Genomic DNA, 20,257 nt, shown 5'->3' with positions numbered 1-20,257 from the left:
TGTTATATTTCTTCCCTAAACAAAGAGTTCATACTCCTACCATTACTTATTATCATTCTTAAATGTAGTGTCAGCCGAAAATGCTTTAATCCCTTGAATGTTTCAATTCGATTTTTCATGAGTTACCTCTCCTCTCAACTGAAATTACCACTTTATGCTATTACAGAAAATGAACGAAATATCTTTTTTCACTAGTTTATTTTCCAAAATGTATCTTGACTTTATGGTACAGTCATTTCTTAAAGAACTACACTATATTTAAAATTCATGGAAGCTTAAATGATATTTAAAAAGCTAAACCCATACATAGAAGCAACCACAAAAATGACTGTCCATACTGCTAGACTTACCGTCATCCAACTTATGACGTGTGTCCTGGAAGACCCAAATGTTAAAGCCAGTACAGCCGCAATATCAGTTCCTACAAGAATTGGAGCTAGCAGAGCTAAACCCGGAATACCATATCGTTCCCATATTCGTCTTGATCTGGTTTCCTTTTTAGAAGGTGTTGTTATACCTTTTTTTAATTTTCTTGCCGTTCGCCATTTTGCAAACTGCTTAAAAAAGAAGCCCAGTAATAGAACCAAAATAAGATTCCCTGTAAATGCCGTCAGTCCTACTGCAAATGGTTGTAATCCCCATACGATACCGAGTGGTACAACGATTGATACATCCATCCATGGAGCAAAAGCTAATAAAAAGAAAACATAAATAACACCATCTATAATGAAAATGGCGTTGTTTAGTTTGTATGGCTTTTAAAATTTCTCAATTAACTCTTATTTACATGAAAAAAGAAGCTATTTGCCAAAATAGCTTCTTTTTCTACTATCAAGTATATAGGTTTTATAATTTCCTTAAACACATACGTTTGATTTTTCAATTAAAGATATCGATTAGCAATACCCATCCGTCGTACATTGCATGCCATCCAATGAATTTGTTTTTCTCTTTTGTATTTCTTTATCAATTACTCTTTCTAACATTTCCTTACTAGCAAGCCCTTGAATGACTTCTTCTCCAATCATTACAGTTGGAACAGCCATAATATTTGCTTCATCGTATGCATGTTGGATTGCTTGCTGATGTTTCTCCTTATATTTACGAGTTACTAAAGCTTCTTTAAATTCAATTTCAGGAAGCCCTACTTCACCTGCTAATGTTGTTAGTACATCTATCTCTTCAATATTTTGTTCTTCCTGGAAAAACGCAGTAAATACGCGATGATGAAAAGCGTTTTCCAAGCCATGTTCCTTCGCAAATTGATATCCCTCAAACGCAAAATGTGTATATGGATGAGGAGAAACACGTGGTAAACGCATCTCAACTCCTAACTTTTTCGCAGTAGGAAGAATAAAAGAATCCCAAGAACTTAATTTATCTGACTCTTGCCACGGATCGATTTTTGAATATGGACTTGGACGCAATTCAAATGGCATCCATTCAATTTCTACATCTTTCTCTTTAGCCACTTCATCTAGTGGGCCTTTCGCTAAGAAACAAAACGGACATATAAAATCAGAATATACTTTCATTTTTACGGTCATGTTATTACACCTTACCTTCTTTTATCGTTCTAAATCGTAATAAAATAAGTTACAACTTAGAGAAAAATATGCATTCTCTTTATGATCATCACCAAGATGTAATCATTATAGTTACAACAAAGCTATAAGTCAACTCTTTCTATATAATTTTTTGTATCATTTCAATTAATGACTTATTTGGATAAGAACTTAAACAATAACAAAAAAGTTATAGAAACGAATTCTATAACTTTTTTGCACATATAACTACTTATTTAATCTTGCTGCACTAGAATGAATTTCATTTTTCATTCGGAAATAACTAATACCATATCCAATAAATCCGCCAATAATAGCCGGGAAGATCCACCCAAGTCCTACTTCATGCATTGGAAGGATTCGAGTGAACAACTGATTAACTGCTTGAATATTCACTCCCGCTGCACCAAGTCCATCAAATAAACTTATAATAAACGTTACTAGTAAACTTACTTGATAAACTTCCGTTCTCCCTTTAAATAATGGATGTAAAAATGTTAAGAAGATCAATACAATCGCTAATGGATATATTGCTGTTAATACTGGAACAGAAATAGCAATTAATTGTGTTAATCCTACATTAGCAACAATTGCACTAAAAACAGATAACATAATAGCGATCTTTTTATAAGATACCTTTGGAAATAGTTTATGGAAAAATGAAGAGCATGCTGAGACAAGCCCTACACTAGTCGTTAAACAAGCTACTGTAATCATTAATCCTAATAGTATCCCACCATATGAGCCAAAGTAGTAATTGGAAACTTTCGCTAAAACTTCTCCACCATTCTCTAAGTGTCCAAGTTTTGCTACGCTCGAAGCTCCCATATAAGAAAGTGCTGAATAAATAATCGCTAATACTGTTGCTGCAATAATTGTTGCTTTTGCACAAACAACCATAATCTGTTTTTTCGTTTTCGCACCTTTCTCTTTAATTGCATTAATGATGATAATGCCAAATACGAAAGATGCAAGTGTGTCCATTGTTAAGTATCCTTCTTGAAATCCTTTAAAGAACGCGTTAGATGTATACGTTTCAACAGGTGCTTGCATATCCCCTATTGGATGAATGAAAGCAACGAGTACTAGAATTCCAATGAAAGTTAATTTAATTGGTGTCAATATTTTTCCAACAATATCGACAATTTTCGCAGGATTGAGCGAAAAAAAACACGTAATGCTAAAGAATATAATTGTAAAAATGATTAAAGGCATAGAACCCGGATTTTCTGATAGGAAAGGTTTAACTCCTATCTCAAAAGAAACATTACCTGTTCGCGGTATTGCAAATAACGGACCAATTGCTAAATACAGAACCGTTGTAAACACAAGCCCAAAAATAGGATGCACACGACTTGCCAGTGATTGCAAATCTTCTTTACCTGAAATTCCAAATGCTAATACGCCAAGTAATGGCAAACCAACTCCAGTTACTAAAAACCCTGCATTCGCTGACCAAACATTCGTTCCTGCTGATTGGCCAAGCATTGCTGGAAAAATTAAATTTCCTGCCCCAAAAAAGAGAGCAAATAACATTAATCCGATAACTACTATAAACGAAAAAGGTACTCTATTCGTCACGATATAACCCCCATTACAAAATAAATTATCTCATTTCCAATTTTAACTAATTAAATATTCTGAATATTTAGTTTAATAGTTAGATATTTCTTTTGTTTATTATAGTTCGAAGGATAATATTTTGCAATATTATTTTTAAATTTTCCAAACAATTATTTACTATACAAATTTTAAAATTTGTGCACCCTTTTCTACTCCCTATGTAAAAAACACCCTATAGATAGACTTTTTAGTGTCTACTCTAGAGAGTGTTTTTGTGTAACACCTTTTCATTTTGAATAAAAATTTAGCTAACGTATTTAAGTTGGACTCTAGCGGCATATAGATAGCTGTCAAGTAACCTTCTTCATAAGGTCTGCTTATGATACATTCATATGCTTCTATCTGTTTCCTTTGTAAGCCTTACTTTAAAATCTTTAGAGATAACAGACCGAACAATCAAATATACAATACCAAAACCAAGCCAGAAAAAGCCTACCACTTTACTTGTTATTGAAAGTCCAAATAATATATATCCACACACAACGATACCAATGATTGGGACAATGACATATTTAAAAATATTTTTTTGTTTATTTTTTATAAAATAATGGTTTATCACACACAAATTAACAACAGCAAATCCAAACAAACCTCCGAATGCTACAAGATCTGATACCATTTGTAAATTTAATAAAAGTGCACCGCTTATTCCTAAAACCGACATTAATAAAATATTATAAACTGGAGTCTTAAACTTCGGATGGATATAGCCAAAAAACGAGTTAGGTATTACATTATCTCGGCCCATTCCTAAAAGTAATCTACTGGATGCGGATTGGCTAGCTAAGGCACTTGCTACCCCCGAGGCAATAATCATAAGTGTGATGAAAGTTTGAAGAAAAGTACCAACTAGTACGTGGAGGATATGAAAAAATGCAGTATCCGGGTTATCAATAGATGTATATTTTCCTAACACGATTACACTTAAATACGTCACAGAAATATAAAATATAGTTTGAATAACACACGTTAGCATAATCGCCGTTCCTATCTTTTTTCCACTTACATTTGTTTCTTCTGCAAGCGTTGTGATGGCATCAAAGCCTAAATAAGCAACGATTACAATCGCGGCTCCACTAATCACTGCTCCTACCGAAAACGTTTCGGAATTATATACAGCATTCAAGTTAATTATATTTAGATCACCCGTTATAATATAATGGGTAGCTGTGATAATAAATGCAAAAACCGCTATGATCATACCTGTAACTAATATGAAATTTACCTTTGCTGCCACTTCAATGCCTATCAAGTTCACAAATGTAATCGGTATTGCGAAGATAAGAACCCATGCCCAAATTGGAATACTTGGCACAAGAGCATTCGCAAAGTTAGCGCTAATTAAGTAAGTTAGCATAGGGATTAACAGATAATCTAATAACATTCCCCATCCCGCTACAAAACCAACTCTTGGATGAAGGGCACGCTGCGCGTATGTATAGGTTGATCCCGCAACAGGAAAGGCCTCAACCATTTTCCCAAAACTATACGCAGTAAACAGCATTGCAATAAATCCAAGTAAATATGAAAGTACAGAATGTCCTTTAGAAACTAGCGTAATAATCCCAAAAAGGGACATCGCTGCCACTGGGGCCATAAATCCAAGTCCAAAGATAACTAAATCCCTCATTTTTAACGTCCGTTTCAATCCCGATGCATGTGGTACACTCAAACTATTTTCTAATGATTTTTGTATCTCCACGCTTTACACCTCCGCAGGAATCAACACGACGTTAGCCAGCATGTAACCTCGTATAATAAATTCCCCTCTCCTAATAAAGTGAAACTTCTATCTAATGGGACCGCATCTCCCATCTATTTTCTTCGCTTTTGCTGAAGTTTGAGATGGGAAGACTGCCGCCCACTGTTTATTCTCTTTCACTAGTCACATGTTCAATTCACCTGTAATACTTGACTTTCTAAATGAGTAAGTGCGTAATCAAGCGCATCGATTGCTTTATCAATATCCTCATTACTTATATTTAGTGATGTTCCAAAGCGAAGTGTATTTGGCATTACCCCACCAATTAACACTCCCTTTTCAATCGCCTTCGATCTGATAATATTAGAGGGAAAAGTACTTGGATCTGCTTCGTGAGTAAAGTTTCTATCTATTTCAACAAATGGTGTCATCTTCTCATCCTTGACAAGTTCTACAAGCCAAAGAACTCCGTACCCAGCTATTTGTCCAATAGATCGATGTTTTTCTTTTAACTCTAGTAGTCTTTGTTTAATATAACGCCCTGCCGCTGCTGCTTTTTCTACTAAATTTTCTTCAATTATATATTCTAAATTCGCACATACAGCAGCCATAGCAATTGGATGCCCTGAATACGTAGAAACTGTCTCCCATCGGTACTGGTCCATAAACTCTGCAATTTCTTTACTCACAACTACAGCACCCGCCGGAATAGCCGAACTCGAAATCCCTTTAGCGAGTGATATAATATCAGGTTCCACTCCATAATGTTGGTACGCAAACCATTCGCCTGTTCTACCAAACCCTGTTAACACTTCATCTGCAATCCATAAAATATCAAGTTCTTTTGTCATTTGACGAATTTGTGGAATATATTCATCTGGCGGCTGAACAGAGCCTGCTCCTTGTGTAACTTCTGTAATAATTGCCGCAACTTGTTCAGGTCCTTGATTCTCAATCATACGTCTTGTATATTTTACACAAGCCAACTCGCCATTCTCATCTTGACAAGAACCATACTTATGTCCAAGTGAGCACCGCATGCAATTTGGTGCAGGCGCTACAGCAACTAACCCGCTATCTTGAGCTGGTACATGCTGCGGACGCGAATTTGGATTGGATTCTGTGACACCGCTTTTGCTCCCTTTTAATCTTGTCACTGAAGAAGAACCTTTTGTCCAGCCATGATAAGCATACTCTCGCGTTATAACCAGTGATCGATTTTTATATAGTCTAGCAATCATAAGTGCTGTCTCCACCGCTTCGCTCCCAGTAGAAACAAAGCGGACTTTCCCAGGCCAACTTTCATTTCCAAGTACATCTTCAATAATCATTTTAGCCGCTTTTGCCTTATAATCTGTCGTATAAGCATCTTGTAAAAAACCATATCGATCTAATGCATCTTTAATTGCATTATTTATTTTTTCATTTCTTTGACCAGCATTTACACAATATAATTGATTAAAACAATCTAATAAGCGTGTACCATCCGGTAAAATGAGGTAATCTCCTTCTGTAGTCGCAATTGGAATTGGCTCATATTCTTCCTGTGTAGAAAATGTTCTCATAATATATTTTTTATCCCATTCAACTACTTGTTGCCAATCAATTTTACTCATATCATTTTCCCCCTCTTTTTGTTGATCAAATGATACATATATAATTTTGCCCCGCTATAGCAAATATATTTTTTTGATATCCCTCTTTATCCCCCATACCAATTTAAAGCTCTTTCATTCAGATCGACCCAAACGTGTTTTGTTTGCGTATACATATCCATTGCTTGTACACCTAATTCCCGACCAAATCCACTTTGCTTCGTGCCTCCAAATGGTGCTGCACTATCTAAAAAACTATACGTATTTACCCACACTGTTCCTGCCTTTATTCCGCGCGCCATGCGATGAGCACGTTTTAAATCATTTGTCCATACACCAGAAGCAAGACCATACACCGTATCATTTGCCTTAGCAAGCGCATCCGCTTCATCTTTAAACCGAATAACTGATACAAATGGACCGAAAATTTCCTCACGAGCGATGGTCATTTCGTTTCTAACGTTCTCAAAAATGGTTGGGGTAAAATAATATCCATCACCAGCTTCTGTATATCGCTTACCACCTGTTACTAGATTCGCCCCTTCATCAAGTCCAGCTGCTACGTATTGTTCAATCTGCTGCAGCTGCTTTTCTGAAACTTGCGGCCCCATTTGTGTAGTTCCTTCAAGAGGATTACCGACACGAATGGACTGTGCTTTTTTTACAAACAGGTCCATAAATTTATCGTAAATCGATTCTTGAACAAATAACCTTGAACCTGCCGCACATACTTGTCCTTGTGCAAAATAAATACCAAATGCGGACATATTCACTGCATCTTCCAAGTTCGCATCCTCAAAAACAATATTCGGTGATTTCCCGCCAAGCTCTAATGATAACGGTTTCAAATTTTTGCTAGCTGTTTGCATAATGAGTTGTCCTGTACGTGTAGAACCTGTAAATGCAATTTTATCAATTCCTGGATGAGCTACTAAAGCATCACCAGCCACACTTCCAAAACCAGGTATAACATTTAATACACCGTCTGGAATACCGACTTCTTGAAATATTTTAGCTAATTCTAAAATACTAACTGGCGTTTGTTCCGCTGGTTTAATAACGATTGTATTTCCCGCTGCTAAAGCCGGTGCCAACTTCCACATTGCAAGCATAAGCGGAAAATTCCATGGTACGATAGCTCCAATAACTCCTAGTGGCTCTTTTAAAGTGTAATTCAAGCGATTTTTTGGTGAAGTTAACGTTTCTCCCTGTACTTTATTCGCTAAGCCGGCATAAAACTCTAATACATCAATCGTTGCTGGCATAGCAATAAATTTCGTTTCATTAATAGGCAAACCATTATCCATTGATTCTACTTCAGCAAGAAAGTCTAACTTATCTCTCATTTTTAGCGCCGCTCGATATAAAAGCCGCCCCCGATCACTAGGGTCCATATCGGACCAAGCCCCTGATTCAAAGGCATTTCGGGCGGCCTTGACTGCTAAATCAACATCTTCCTTACCAGCTTCTGATACAACTGCATTCACTTTACCTGTACCAGGATTAATCGATTCAAATGTTTTACCAGACACTGCATCTACCCATTTTCCACCTATAAATAACTGATATGCTTTCACCATGTAATCCCTCCCTGATATATACCTTTAAAAACACATACCTTATGTTTCAATTGATATATTTATGCTTAGTTACAGTCTGCGTACACATCATTATGAACGCCTCATCTCCTCCCCTCATAACATGACAGTTCTATAACTGACTGGTAATGACTTTTATCTAAAACTAAGAAAATAATATCGAATTGCACTTTATATTTATTGTAAAAAACGGAACATTCTGATAATTTTTCACTTAATTAACTCTTACTCAGAATATAGCTTCCCAGAAAACTTCTCGACAAATTCATTTGGTGTTAAGGAGCCAAAATTTTTAAATTCATTTATTAAATGCGCTTGATCATAATAGCCGTTTTCATTAATGACATCCCATACAGTAAAATTCCCCATTTTGATTAACATATTTAAAGAAGATTGATATCTAACGATTTTACTAAATAGTTTTGGTGAGATCCCGATATATTCTTCAAATTGCTTGCGTATATATCTTGTCGAATACCCCATATCTTTTGCTAACTGATTCATATTTATATTTCCTTTTGAAGCATAAATCTTGTTTAATGCTTGTCCTATAGCGTTCCCCGAAACACCAGATGTAAAAATTACATGGCCAATTAATTCTTTAAATAAACGTATCCTTTCTTGAAATCCCTTTGCATATATTAATTTCTCCACAGCCGTACCATGAATGGAAAACATATCAATTAACGGTACTTCTTTATCTACTATCTCTTTTATTGTATAGTTTGACTGAATCATTTCTTGATTAGGAAGAAATCTTACACCAAAATACTCACTATCCGCATGCAAACAAATTGTCCTACTACGAATCACACTCCCACACATATTGGCAAAAAACTTCTGTTCATTACAACAAAACAATATATCCATACATCCATCGGGAATAACTGAAACAGAATGAAGCAAATCTTTTTTCAAGCGAAATTGATAAAATAGTAGTACCGTTTGATTGAATATATTTTTTTCTTTATGTTCGATATAATAATCTGTTTGCACTTCAAATTCAGGCTGAAACGGAAAATATTTATAGGCTTTCAAATTCGGAAAATCACGCAATCCTCTTCCCCCCCTGTAAAGATTGTTGTTTTCTTTACGATTAAAGCTTAACGACTCCTTATACAACGCTCTATGTTCTGTTCCCCGCATCTTCTTGTTTCTAAATTTTACTATTCATAACTTTCTAGAATCAATATAAACTTTCCGTCTTACCTTTAAACACCGAAAAAGGTGTTACGACTAAACGTAACACCTTCTCTCACTTTTCAAACACAAAATTAATTTTATTCTCTTTCCACTCTAACTTCGCATCAAATGTTTTATCATTCTTTTTAAAGCCCTTGATTAAATCTGTCTGTTCATCTTTTAATAGCTTGCTCATGTTCTTTTGTGAAATGGTTTTCCCTAGTATTTTTTTGGAAATCGTGAAATCGCATTGCGTTGTATTATAGTTCGAACAGCCATAGAAAGTCGATTTATCAATAACATCCCCATCGCATTTTTTGCATTTCCCTACTTTTTTACCTGTTGTGAATTTTGAGCCGTTACGTTCAATCGACTCTACGTGCAACCCGGTAAAATCCCACTTCTCAGACATTTCAATCGCATCTTCAATGATTTTCGCTGATAACTTTTTCGTTTGTTCCATAAAAGTTGCTGGCGAAGCTGTACCTTCTCCAATTTCAGCAAGGCGCTGCTCCCACTTCGCTGTCATTTCAGGTGAAGCCAAAATTTTATCACCAATTGCAGTAATTAGTACTTTCCCTTTATCCGTTACGTACACTTGGTTTTTCTTCACATCAATATACTTACGATCTTTCAGCATTGTAATGATACCCGCACGAGTCGCCTCAGTCCCTAAACCTTCTGTCTTCTTTAATACTTTCTCAAGTTCTTCATTATCTAAATACTTCCCAGCGGTCTTCATTAGCGTAATAAGTTGTCCTTCTGTGTAACGCTTTGGCGGCTGTGTTTTTCCTTCTTTCACTTTCACCTTGACGACTTTTCCTTGTTCACCTTCTTCAACAATTGGAAGAATTGTTTCATCTTCTTTATCATCTTGGAAAATAACTTTACGCCAACCTTCTTGAATTTGTTGCTTCCCTTTTGAGACAAATTCAGCACGTTCATCTACAAGCGTTGTTATTGTTGTATAGTCAAAAATAGCAACATCGTAATGCGCTGCAATAAGTCTTCTCACAATCATATCGTAAATTTTCTTTTCATCGCCAGATAATTTACTTGGATTTGTGACTTGCTCTGTCGGAATAATCGCATAGTGATCCGTCACTTTTTTCTCATTTACATACCGCTTATTATTCATAATAGAATCAATTGGTGCTGGCAATAACTCTTTATATTCATCAAATTGGCTTAACTTTTGTAAGATATCAGGAAATGTTGCCGCTTCTCCTTGTGTTACATAGTTAGAATCTGAACGAGGATAGGAAACAATTCCTTTTTGATATAAAGCCTGTGTTATATCAAGCGTCTTTTTTGGTGAAAATTTAAATGCTTTGTTTGCCGTTGCTTGTAATGATGACAAGTTGAATAGAAACGGTGGCTGAAACTCTTTTCGCTCCGTTTTCATTTCTTTTACTTCAGCCGGTTTATTTTGGCAAAATGCTGCAATTTTATTTGCCATATTAGGATCTTTTAAGCGGGATTCATTATCTTTCTCCCACTTTCCTTCATATTTCTTTCCTTCTATATTAAAGGTTGCAAACACTTCCCAAAATGGCTCTGATTTAAAGTTTTCTATTTCTTTTTCACGTTTTACAATTAAAGCTAATGTCGGCGTTTGCACACGACCAGCTGAAAACACATCATTCATTCCTTTTTTCTTTAACAAAATACTAAATACACGTGATGCGTTCATACCAACTACCCAATCGGCACAGGATCTTGTATAGGCTTCATAATACGTATTGATTGTATCTGATTCGTCAAGTAAGTTTTTGAAACCTTGGTAAATAGCTTGTTTCGTTAAAGAAGAAATCCAAAGACGTTTCATCGGTTTTTGCACGTTACAAAGATTGATAATATTTCGGACAATTAATTCCCCTTCTCGCCCAGCATCGCCTGCATGAATAATTTCCGTCACTTGTGGATTATGTAACAACTGTTTCACAACATTAAATTGCTTATACTTTGATTTTGTTACTTCAAATTGAAAACGCTCTGGAATCATTGGTAATGTATCGAGTGACCATTTTTTCCATTCAGCGTGATAATGTTCAGGATTACATAACTGCGTCAAATGACCAATTGCCCATGTACAGTAAGCTCCCTTTGGAAATAACTCATTTGCCTCTACTTCTAAATAGCCGTCTTTTCGGCGATATTTAAATTGAGAAACAAGGGCCAAACCTTGATCTGGTTTCTCAGCAATAATTAATTTCATTTTATAACTCCCTATCTAAACCGTGTTACTTTCATTTTATCTATTTTTTATAAGCGATGATAAAATATCTATCATTTTTATCATTCACAATTCGTCCTATATGTTTTAGACCTATAATATTATACGCTTAATCTTTACACCTTCACAATAGGATGCTTATATAATCCTTATTACATGATACATGTGGCACATATTATATCTTTTGTTCAATGAATAACACCACTTCTAATCTAGAAAAATTTTCTGACTGTAAAAAGGAAATTTCACATAAAAAAGTTGTATTTTTGCTTTCTAAAAAAGGGGGTATGATTAAAGCCTATTGTTCTTGCAAATGAAGAAAGTAGCCTTTCCCATTATACTGTGCCATTCTTCTTTTGTGTCTCACTGCGTTCTTACAGTTTCAATCCAATTTGATAAATAAAATTAATTATTCACTAATGCAACAATACATGGTTTAATATATATAATATGAAAATATTTCTATTTTTTGAGGTGGTACTATGAAAGCAAATGTAGGAGATACTATACTATTTCAACGTGGAAGTGTAAAAATAACAGGTTCAGTAGTCAAACTATATAATGAATCTGTACTAGTAGAAATTATAGGTGTAAATGGGGGGACTGTTGAATTTAATAGAACAGTAGTGAATCATAAAAATTATAAGATACTTAATGACAATTCTTAATTTTAACGAGTCCTTGAAATGGATACAACAAATGGTATGTATTTTATAAAGTGAAACTTTAATCAGTGGGAGCTTTCATCCCCCCACTGATTATTAGTTGAACCAATCGGGCTTTTACAGGCAGTTGATCCCCCACCTAATTTCTTTGCTTTCGCTGAATGTTGAGGTGGGGGTCTTACTGCCCGTTAATGCGGGATAAATTTTGATTTACACTCTTACTAAAAAACACTACAGCAACAAACTAGTATGAAAGCTTACTATGAATCAAACAACATGAATTAATTACATTTCCAAAAAACATCTTGATCTAGAATGGCTTGTACAGCGGCATCCGCGCGAGCCATTCTAGATCAACTTACCTACTCCCCATAGTCTGATTATCGCAATTTAGAATATTCCGAATGCACGAATGTTCAACACATTCAATATATAACTTACAAACAAGAGAATAGATATCTATCCCTGTAAGAAGGATCTAACAAATACTCAATATTAGTTTTAATTTTATAGCACCTATTGCTTTTACAATTTTTTAAAAGAATGATGCTTTACATAACTTTTTTCAGTATGAAAAATGGTTCATCTCTCTACGCAATGTGCATAGGAAGATGAACCATTGAGGTAAAAAATATGCGCTTTTTTAATTATATAAATCCATTTTCATTTTTCAACATCTACATCCCTGCTATGCAGAATAAAAAGTACCTACACTCGGTTGCTCGTTCTGTTTTTACTTCGCATGTGGTAGAAAAAGGCCCTGACCGTTTCTATGCATGGCCAGATACTCTCTCCCACCTAAAAGGAGGGGTTTTATGTCGGTTTTTTAATTGATGTATATAGAGCTGACCCTATATACATAGTTAATTTTTAATCTTTATGATTATAACTAGACTAAATCCTCTATCGAAAATGCACCTGGCAGCAATTGCTCAACTGTTACTTCTTTTTCATCACCTTTTAAGTTTGTCAATAACACTGGCATTTTAGGATCACAGAACTCCGCGATGACTTGTCTACAAGCTCCACATGGTGAAATCGGCCCATCTGTTTTACCCGTGATTACCAAATAACTAAACTCCCGCTCCCCTTCTGATACTGCTTTAAATATAGCTGTTCTTTCAGCACAATTACATAAACCGTAAGAAGCATTTTCTATATTACAACCTGTATAGATTTTACCTTCTTTCGTAACTAACGCTGCACCAACAGGAAATTTAGAATATGGAATATAAGCTTTTTCTAACATCTTTGTCGCTTCTTCAATGTATCTTTTTTTATCCATGTGATTTCCTCCTCAAAGTAAATTCAATCCTATGAATGATTAATCAGTTATAATTGTATGAATTAATTTAGGAGTTTCAGCCTTTTCTGCTATAGAAATGTTTTCATAAATTTTAGCTTTTACATCTTCCACGTTTTCACGATTTGCATAAATCGTAACAAGTGGTTCCCCTTCTTTTACAGCTTCACCAACTTTTTTGCGTAGCATTAAACCAACCGCTAAATCAATTTCATCCTCTTTTGTTGCACGGCCTGCTCCTAAAAGCATTGCAGCAATACCAATTTCATCTGCCACAATGTTAGACACAACACCTGAAGTTTTAGCTGGCACATCAATTACATACTTTGCTTGTGGTAACTTTTCTGGATGATCTACAATCGAGCTATCTCCACCTTGATTGTGTAAGAACTCTTTAAATTTCTCAATCGCTTTTCCATTCTTCATAACTTCTTTCAACATTTCACGAGCTTCTTCTAATGTATCAGCTTTTCTACCAAGTACAACCATTTGACTTCCTAATACAAGTACCAACTCTGTTAAGTCTTCTGGACCTTCCCCTTTTAGGGTATCAATTGCTTCCTTCACTTCAAGAGCATTACCAATCGCAAAGCCAAGTGGTTGGGACATGTCTGAAATAACGGCCATTGTTTGACGACCAACATTATTTCCGATTCGTACCATTGCATGTGCTAATTTTTTCGCATCTTCTTCTGTTTTCATAAATGCACCAGCACCTGTCTTAACATCAAGAACAATTGCATCAGCACCAGCTGCAATTTTTTTACTCATAATCGAACTTGCGATTAATGGGATCGAATTCACAGTTCCGGTAACATCACGTAGTGCATATATTTTTTTGTCAGCAGGAGTTAAATTTCCTGTTTGCCCAATAACTGCAACCTTATCACGATTCACTAAATCAATAAATTGCTCTTTCGTAATCTCAACATGGAACCCTTCTACTGCTTCTAATTTATCAATCGTACCACCTGTATGCCCTAGACCACGTCCAGACATTTTTGCAACTGGTACATCTAAAGCAGCTACTAATGGTCCTAAAACTAATGTTGTTGTATCACCAACACCGCCAGTTGAATGTTTATCTACTTTAACCCCTTCGATTTCTGATAAATCAATTGTTTCCCCAGACTCAACCATAGTCATCGTTAAATCCGCACGTTCACGATCAGACATGTCTTGGAAAAAGATCGCCATTGCCAATGCACTCACTTGATAATCAGGTATTGATCCATCTGTATATCCTTTAATAAAGAAGCGAATTTCCTCTGTTGTTAGCTCTTTACCATCACGTTTTTTCGCAATAATATCTACCATTCTCATCCTAATCACCAATCCTTTTTGTTTTATATAAATCCATTTTCATTTTTCGACATCTAAACCCCTGCTATGCAGAATAAAAAGTAACCTGCACTCGTTTTCTCTTTCTGTTTTTACTTCGCATGTGGCAGAAAAAGGCCCTGACCACTTCTATGCATGGCCAGATACTCTCTCCCACCTAAAAAGAGAGGGGTTATGTTGTTTTTTAATTGATGTATATATAATTTGTAAAGGGGAAACTTATTAAACTCTCAATATATTAATCCAACTATTGTTGCTGATAAGAAGCTTACTAAAGTTGCACCAAAAAGTAGTTTTAAACCAAATCTTGCTACCACATTTCCTTGTTTTTCATTTAAACTTTTAACAGCACCAGCAATAATTCCGATTGAAGAGAAATTTGCGAATGAAACAAGGAACACTGATATGATAGCAGTCGTTCTTCCTGTAAAATTGAAGTTACCTTTTGCCAAATCTGTCATAGCTACAAACTCATTTGATACAAGTTTCGTCGCCATAATATTACCGGCATTAACAGCTTCATGCCAAGGAACCCCCATAATAAATGCAAATGGTGCAAATACATATCCAAGAATCTCTTGGAATGAGATACCAATTGCTCCTTTAAAAATAGCATTAATGAAAGCAATTAAAGCAACGAATCCAATTAGCATAGCAGCTACTGTAATCGCAACTTTAAAACCATCTATTATATATTCTCCTAGTACTTCAAAAAAGCTCTTTTTCTCTTCTTCTTGTACTTCTAACATATCTTCTTCTTCAGTAACCTCATAAGGGTTAATAATAGAAGCGATAATAAACCCTCCAAATAAATTCAATACTAGAGCGGTTACAACATACTGAGGCTTTAATAACACCATGTAGGATCCAACTATAGACATAGAAACTGTCGACATCGCAGACGCGCATAGTGTATATAATCTTCTTTCTGATAGTAAACCTAGCTGCTTCTTAACAGAAATAAACACTTCTGATTGTCCTAAAATTGCTGAAGCCACAGCGTTATATGATTCAAGTTTACCCATTCCATTTACTTTACTTAAAACTAAACCAATGTATTTCACAATAAACGGCAATACCTTAATATGCTGTAAAATACCTATTAAGACTGATATAAATACAATTGGCATTAATACCCCTAAAAAGAATGAAAATTCTTTTTGATTTACCAAACCGCCAAATACAAAGTTAATACCATCTCCAGCATACTTTAACAATTGTCCAAAACCATCTGCAATTCCAGCTATTAGTATGTTCCCTACACTTGTATTTAATAATACAAAGCCTAAAATGAACTGTAATATAATCATCGTTATAATAGGACGATATTTGACTTTTCTTCTATTATTACTAGCAAGCCATGCGATACCTAAAATAATTACGAGGCCTATAATACCTATTAAGTACTTCATAAAACTCCACCTTTTTTCGTATCCGCTTACATATTTTTCAAATATTAAAGTAATAGATACACCATGCTCTTTGACAATTTGTGTATCTATTACTTCCAACTTTTTATGAATTAATAGTTATCTGAAGCGCCTTCTTTATCATTTAATACAATTGCAACACTAGCACTTGCACCGATTCTAGAAGCTCCAGCTTTAATCATTTTTTCTGCATCTTCACGTGTACGAATGCCACCAGATGCTTTCACACCAACATTTTCTCCAACTGTTTTGCGCATTAATGCAATATCTTCAGCAGTCGCTCCACCAGTTGAGAATCCCGTTGAAGTTTTTACAAAATCAGCACCAGCTTTTACAGATAATTCACAAGCACGAACTTTTTCTTCATCCGTTAGTAAACAAGTTTCAATAATAACTTTTACAAGCGCTTTTCCTTTTGCAGCTTGTACAACTTCATAAATATCCTGTTCAACAAGTTCATTTTCTCCATCTTTTAAAGCACCGACATTGATTACCATGTCTACTTCAGTTGCACCTTTTGCGATCACATCTTTTGTTTCAAATACTTTTGTTTCAGTCGTATTTGCACCCAAAGGGAATCCAATAACTGTGCAAACGTCCACATCATGTCCTGCTAATTCTTCAGCAGCTAATTTTACCCATGTTGGATTAATACAAACAGAAGCGAAATTGTATTTCTTTGCTTCTTCTAAAACTTTCATAACATCTTCTTTTTTAGTATCCGGTTTCAAAACTGTATGATCAATTAACTTTGCAATATTCATTTTCTTCACTCCTCATATCTTTTAACAACTTCATTCTAACTCTTACTTGAACAAATGTAAACATACTTTTGAAATTTTGTTCATATCTTTTTTTAGCGAATTCTTTATTTAAACTAAAAGGCTCCCTCAAAATACTACTTTTGAGAGAGCCTTCTATTTCTAATCTTTTTGATAATGTAACAATTCTTTTGCGGTATGCTGATCTATAATTAATACATTTGCATATCCACCTCTTAACGCACCATCAATTGCCTTCACTTTTCGAGATCCTCCAGCAACGAGAACAGAACGTTTTTTTAATCGTAACTCTTCTAAATCAATTCCAATTGTACGCTGATTAATTTCTTCGCTACAAATATTGCCGTCTCCATCAAAAAAGCGTGAACAAATGTCACCAACAGCTTGCTTTTTCAATAGATCCATTTCGTCCTTATCCAAATAACCTAATCGGAATAATAACGCTTCGTCTCGAACAGTTCCGACAGTAAAGATTGCAATGTTCGCTTGTTTTCCCATTGCAATAATATGGTGGATATGTCTATCCTGTTCCACTAATTCCTTTGTCACTGCATTATCAAATATAACTGGGAGCGGTAAATTTCGCGGTGTCGTTTGAAAAGCATCTGCAAATAAAGCAATTGTCTCATTCGCATATGTATTTACACTTGAATGACTGATGCCTCCTTTTAATTGGACAACCTCCACTCCTTTTACATGCTGTGGTACAATTTTTCTAGCGATTTCATACATTGTCGTTCCCCAGCTCACCCCGACGGTATCACCATTTGTAACAGTTTTCTCCATATACTCAGCAGCATATTTACTAATATATTCCGTAATCGTCGCATACTCTGGTACCGGAGAAAACACGACATGCGCCTCTAACAAATTATATTTTTCTTTAAGCAGGTTTCCGACATTATCTAAATCAGCAAATGGATCTGCTATATGAATTTGAACAAATCCCTTTTCTTTTGCGTATTTTAACAACCTCGAGATAGTTGGCCTCGAAATATTCAGCTTATTAGCAATTTCTTGTTGGCTATAATCCGATTGATAGTATAATCTCGCAACTTCAACACTTAATTGTTGTTTCTCTTTATCCATAGTAACTCATTACATATCCTTTCCTATTATTTCCCTTTTATCACATACATTGTACTTACAAGCATTATACAGCTTTATTCTAGAAAATTCGACCATCTAAATGAATAGAGAACATTTCTATTCCTCACATATAAGAAAAGGCAGCTTTATCCACGTAAAGCTACCTTAGAAATCTATTAATCTTTATTTTTTCAAATGGTAAGGTACAGTTGTAATAACTACATTTCTCTTATAAAGCAAGAATGCACGAATCAATAAGCTAGACTGGTTATGAAGAATATTATGCCAACCCTTCTTAGGAATAAATTGCGGTATTACTACAGTAACCCGATAATTTGATTCACTTGCTTTGTATTGAACTGTATCAATAAATTTAGTTAATGGCTGAATAATACTTCTATAATGAGAGTGCAGTGTCGCTAATCTAACATCAGGCTGCCATTTCTTCCATTTTTCTTCAAATTTCTTCTCATCTTCTCTTTCAAAAGAAACGTAAACAGCAATGATTTGATCTGGTGAAAGAGATTTAGCGTAATTTAATGAGTTCTCTACTACATGAGTCATACCAGCCACTGGTACAAGTATTACATTCCCTTCAATTGGAATAATTGGCTCACAAGTTGTAAGACTTAATTGGTCTCCTATCGCTTCATAATGCTTTCTAATTCGGTGAAACACAAAAATAATGATAGGTAGGAAAATCAAGACTGTCCAAACTTGTGAGAATTTAGTTAAAAAGAACATACTCATAACTATAAAACTAATAATAGCACCCGTTAAATTGATCGTTAATTTTAAAATCCATCCTTGAGGCTTTTCACGAATCCATTTAACTACCATTCCAGACTGGGACAACGTAAATGGGATAAACACGCCTACTGCATAAAGTGGAATAAGATGTTCTGTTTGCCCTTGGAAAGCAATAATTAAAATAATTGAAGCAATCCCAAGTATGATAATTCCATTAGAATACCCTAATCGGTCTCCCCTAACTGTAAACATTCTTGGTATGAATTTATCTTTTGCAAGATTAACTGCCAGTAAAGGGAAAGCAGAATAGCCAGTGTTAGCAGCAAGGATTAATATCACTGCTGTTGTTCCTTGAATAAAGAAATACATAAAATGCCGTCCAAATGTTTCTTCAGCAATTTGTGAGACAACTGTTACCTCTTGACTAGGAGCAATGCCATAATAATAAGCTAAATATACGATCCCCGAAAATAGCAACGCAAGTAAGGCCCCCATCGCAAGTAACGTTTTAGCAGCATTATTAGGAGCGGGATCTTTAAAGTTTGGAATTGCATTGGAAATAGCTTCAACTCCAGTCAAAGCAGAACTACCTGATGCAAATGCTCTTAAAAGTATAAATAAACTAATTCCTGCTACTGGTGTGCCAATTGGCGTATGTAAATGAGACGGAACTGCACCTGTTGCAATGTTATATATACCTACACCGATTAATATAAATAATGCTAAAACAAATAAATATACCGGATAAGCTAAAACAGAAGCTGATTCCGTTACACCTCGTAAGTTCAAGATTGTAATAAATAACACAAATATGATGGCAATAACCACATTATGAGCATGTAGACTAGGAAAAGCAGATGTAAGTGCATCCGTACCCGCAGATACACTTACGGCCACAGTTAAAATATAGTCTACTAACAAGGAGCCTCCAGCTATTAATCCCGGATTGACACCTAAATTTTCTTTTGATACCACATACGCTCCTCCGCCGTGAGGATATGCAAAGATGATTTGCCTATAAGACAGAATAAGAGCCGTTAACAGAACTAACACTCCAACTGCAATCGGAATGGAATACCAATATGCTAACGTGCCGACTGTAGTTAGAGCAATCAATATTTGCTCTGGACCATATGCAACTGATGATAAAGCATCAGAAGAAAGAATAGCTAATGCTTTCGTTTTGTTAAGTTTTTGCTCTCCTAATTCGGTTGATTTTAATGGCCGACCGATTAAGAATCTTTTTATGGAAGAAACCACTGACCTTCACTCTCCAATAATTTTATGCGCTTATTTCTCTGTTAGTTAAATAAAACCCTTAATAAAAGACAGGTTTTCCAAAAATAAAAAAATGTCTACAAGTTCATAACAAATAAACTTGTAGACATCAATTTTT

15 protein-coding genes are annotated in these 20,257 nt (G+C 35.2%); 1 reads left to right on the top strand and 14 read right to left on the bottom strand.

What is annotated here, in order from left to right; all coding sequences use genetic code 11:
• Positions 1 to 275: 275 nt before the first annotated feature.
• The 8 genes from ACIQ7L_RS21265 to topB all read right to left on the bottom strand — a co-directional run bounded on the left by ACIQ7L_RS21265 (position 276) and on the right by topB (position 11,483).
• Complete coding sequence (locus ACIQ7L_RS21265; protein ID WP_400571468.1) at positions 276 to 734, bottom strand: small multi-drug export protein; 459 nt, start codon at positions 732 to 734, stop codon at positions 276 to 278.
• A gap of 162 nt (positions 735 to 896) precedes the next feature.
• Positions 897 to 1,547 carry a DsbA family oxidoreductase gene (locus tag ACIQ7L_RS21260; protein ID WP_400571412.1) on the bottom strand — a complete coding sequence of 217 codons (651 nt, stop codon included), beginning with the start codon at positions 1,545 to 1,547 and terminating at the stop codon, positions 897 to 899.
• Positions 1,548 to 1,793: 246 nt separating this feature from the next.
• Positions 1,794 to 3,146 (bottom strand): branched-chain amino acid transport system II carrier protein, encoded by a 1,353-nt coding sequence (gene brnQ, locus ACIQ7L_RS21255; protein ID WP_400571410.1) that lies wholly within the window; start codon positions 3,144 to 3,146, stop codon positions 1,794 to 1,796.
• A 370-nt stretch (positions 3,147 to 3,516) separates the two neighbouring features.
• Positions 3,517 to 4,890 carry an APC family permease gene (locus ACIQ7L_RS21250; RefSeq protein ID WP_400571408.1) on the bottom strand — a complete coding sequence of 458 codons (1,374 nt, stop codon included), beginning with the start codon at positions 4,888 to 4,890 and terminating at the stop codon, positions 3,517 to 3,519.
• Positions 4,891 to 5,081: 191 nt separating this feature from the next.
• Entirely contained in the window at positions 5,082 to 6,506 is a 1,425-nt protein-coding gene (locus tag ACIQ7L_RS21245; RefSeq protein ID WP_335360697.1) for a class-III pyridoxal-phosphate-dependent aminotransferase, read from the bottom strand.
• 86 nt (positions 6,507 to 6,592) lie between these two features.
• The gene (locus tag ACIQ7L_RS21240) at positions 6,593 to 8,065 is read right to left on the bottom strand and encodes an aldehyde dehydrogenase family protein (protein WP_335360698.1); all 1,473 of its coding nucleotides are present in this window, start codon (positions 8,063 to 8,065) and stop codon (positions 6,593 to 6,595) included.
• 243 nt (positions 8,066 to 8,308) lie between these two features.
• Positions 8,309 to 9,139 (bottom strand): helix-turn-helix domain-containing protein, encoded by an 831-nt coding sequence (locus tag ACIQ7L_RS21235; protein ID WP_400571405.1) that lies wholly within the window; start codon positions 9,137 to 9,139, stop codon positions 8,309 to 8,311.
• A 199-nt stretch (positions 9,140 to 9,338) separates the two neighbouring features.
• On the bottom strand, positions 9,339 to 11,483 hold the full coding sequence (gene topB, locus ACIQ7L_RS21230; protein WP_400571403.1) for a DNA topoisomerase III: 2,145 nt from the start codon (positions 11,481 to 11,483) through the stop codon (positions 9,339 to 9,341).
• A 500-nt stretch (positions 11,484 to 11,983) separates the two neighbouring features.
• Between topB and ACIQ7L_RS21225 the strand changes: the two genes are divergently transcribed.
• Entirely contained in the window at positions 11,984 to 12,169 is a 186-nt protein-coding gene (locus ACIQ7L_RS21225) for a DUF2187 family protein (RefSeq protein ID WP_400571401.1), read from the top strand.
• A gap of 886 nt (positions 12,170 to 13,055) precedes the next feature.
• On the opposite strand, the gene ACIQ7L_RS21220 is transcribed toward ACIQ7L_RS21225, so the two are convergent.
• From ACIQ7L_RS21220 to ACIQ7L_RS21195, 6 genes are all read right to left on the bottom strand, one after another.
• Positions 13,056 to 13,451, bottom strand: coding sequence for a cytidine deaminase (locus ACIQ7L_RS21220; protein ID WP_097899397.1), 396 nt, complete (start codon positions 13,449 to 13,451; stop codon positions 13,056 to 13,058).
• Positions 13,452 to 13,490: 39 nt separating this feature from the next.
• Entirely contained in the window at positions 13,491 to 14,792 is a 1,302-nt protein-coding gene (locus tag ACIQ7L_RS21215; protein ID WP_400571399.1) for a pyrimidine-nucleoside phosphorylase, read from the bottom strand.
• 248 nt (positions 14,793 to 15,040) lie between these two features.
• The gene (locus ACIQ7L_RS21210) at positions 15,041 to 16,222 is read right to left on the bottom strand and encodes a NupC/NupG family nucleoside CNT transporter (RefSeq protein ID WP_400571397.1); all 1,182 of its coding nucleotides are present in this window, start codon (positions 16,220 to 16,222) and stop codon (positions 15,041 to 15,043) included.
• 110 nt (positions 16,223 to 16,332) lie between these two features.
• Positions 16,333 to 17,004: a deoxyribose-phosphate aldolase gene (gene deoC / locus ACIQ7L_RS21205; protein WP_400571395.1), complete on the bottom strand. Its 672-nt coding sequence runs from the start codon at positions 17,002 to 17,004 to the stop codon at positions 16,333 to 16,335.
• A gap of 159 nt (positions 17,005 to 17,163) precedes the next feature.
• Positions 17,164 to 18,111, bottom strand: coding sequence for a DNA-binding transcriptional repressor DeoR (locus tag ACIQ7L_RS21200; protein WP_400571393.1), 948 nt, complete (start codon positions 18,109 to 18,111; stop codon positions 17,164 to 17,166).
• 183 nt (positions 18,112 to 18,294) lie between these two features.
• Positions 18,295 to 20,121, bottom strand: coding sequence for an APC family permease (locus ACIQ7L_RS21195; RefSeq protein WP_400571391.1), 1,827 nt, complete (start codon positions 20,119 to 20,121; stop codon positions 18,295 to 18,297).
• Positions 20,122 to 20,257: the final 136 nt, after the last annotated feature.

Origin of the sequence: Bacillus sp. NPDC094106, assembly GCF_044764345.1 — a bacterium.
Taxonomy (GTDB): domain Bacteria; phylum Bacillota; class Bacilli; order Bacillales; family Bacillaceae_G; genus Bacillus_A.
This window is presented reverse-complemented; position numbering and strand designations above follow the sequence as displayed.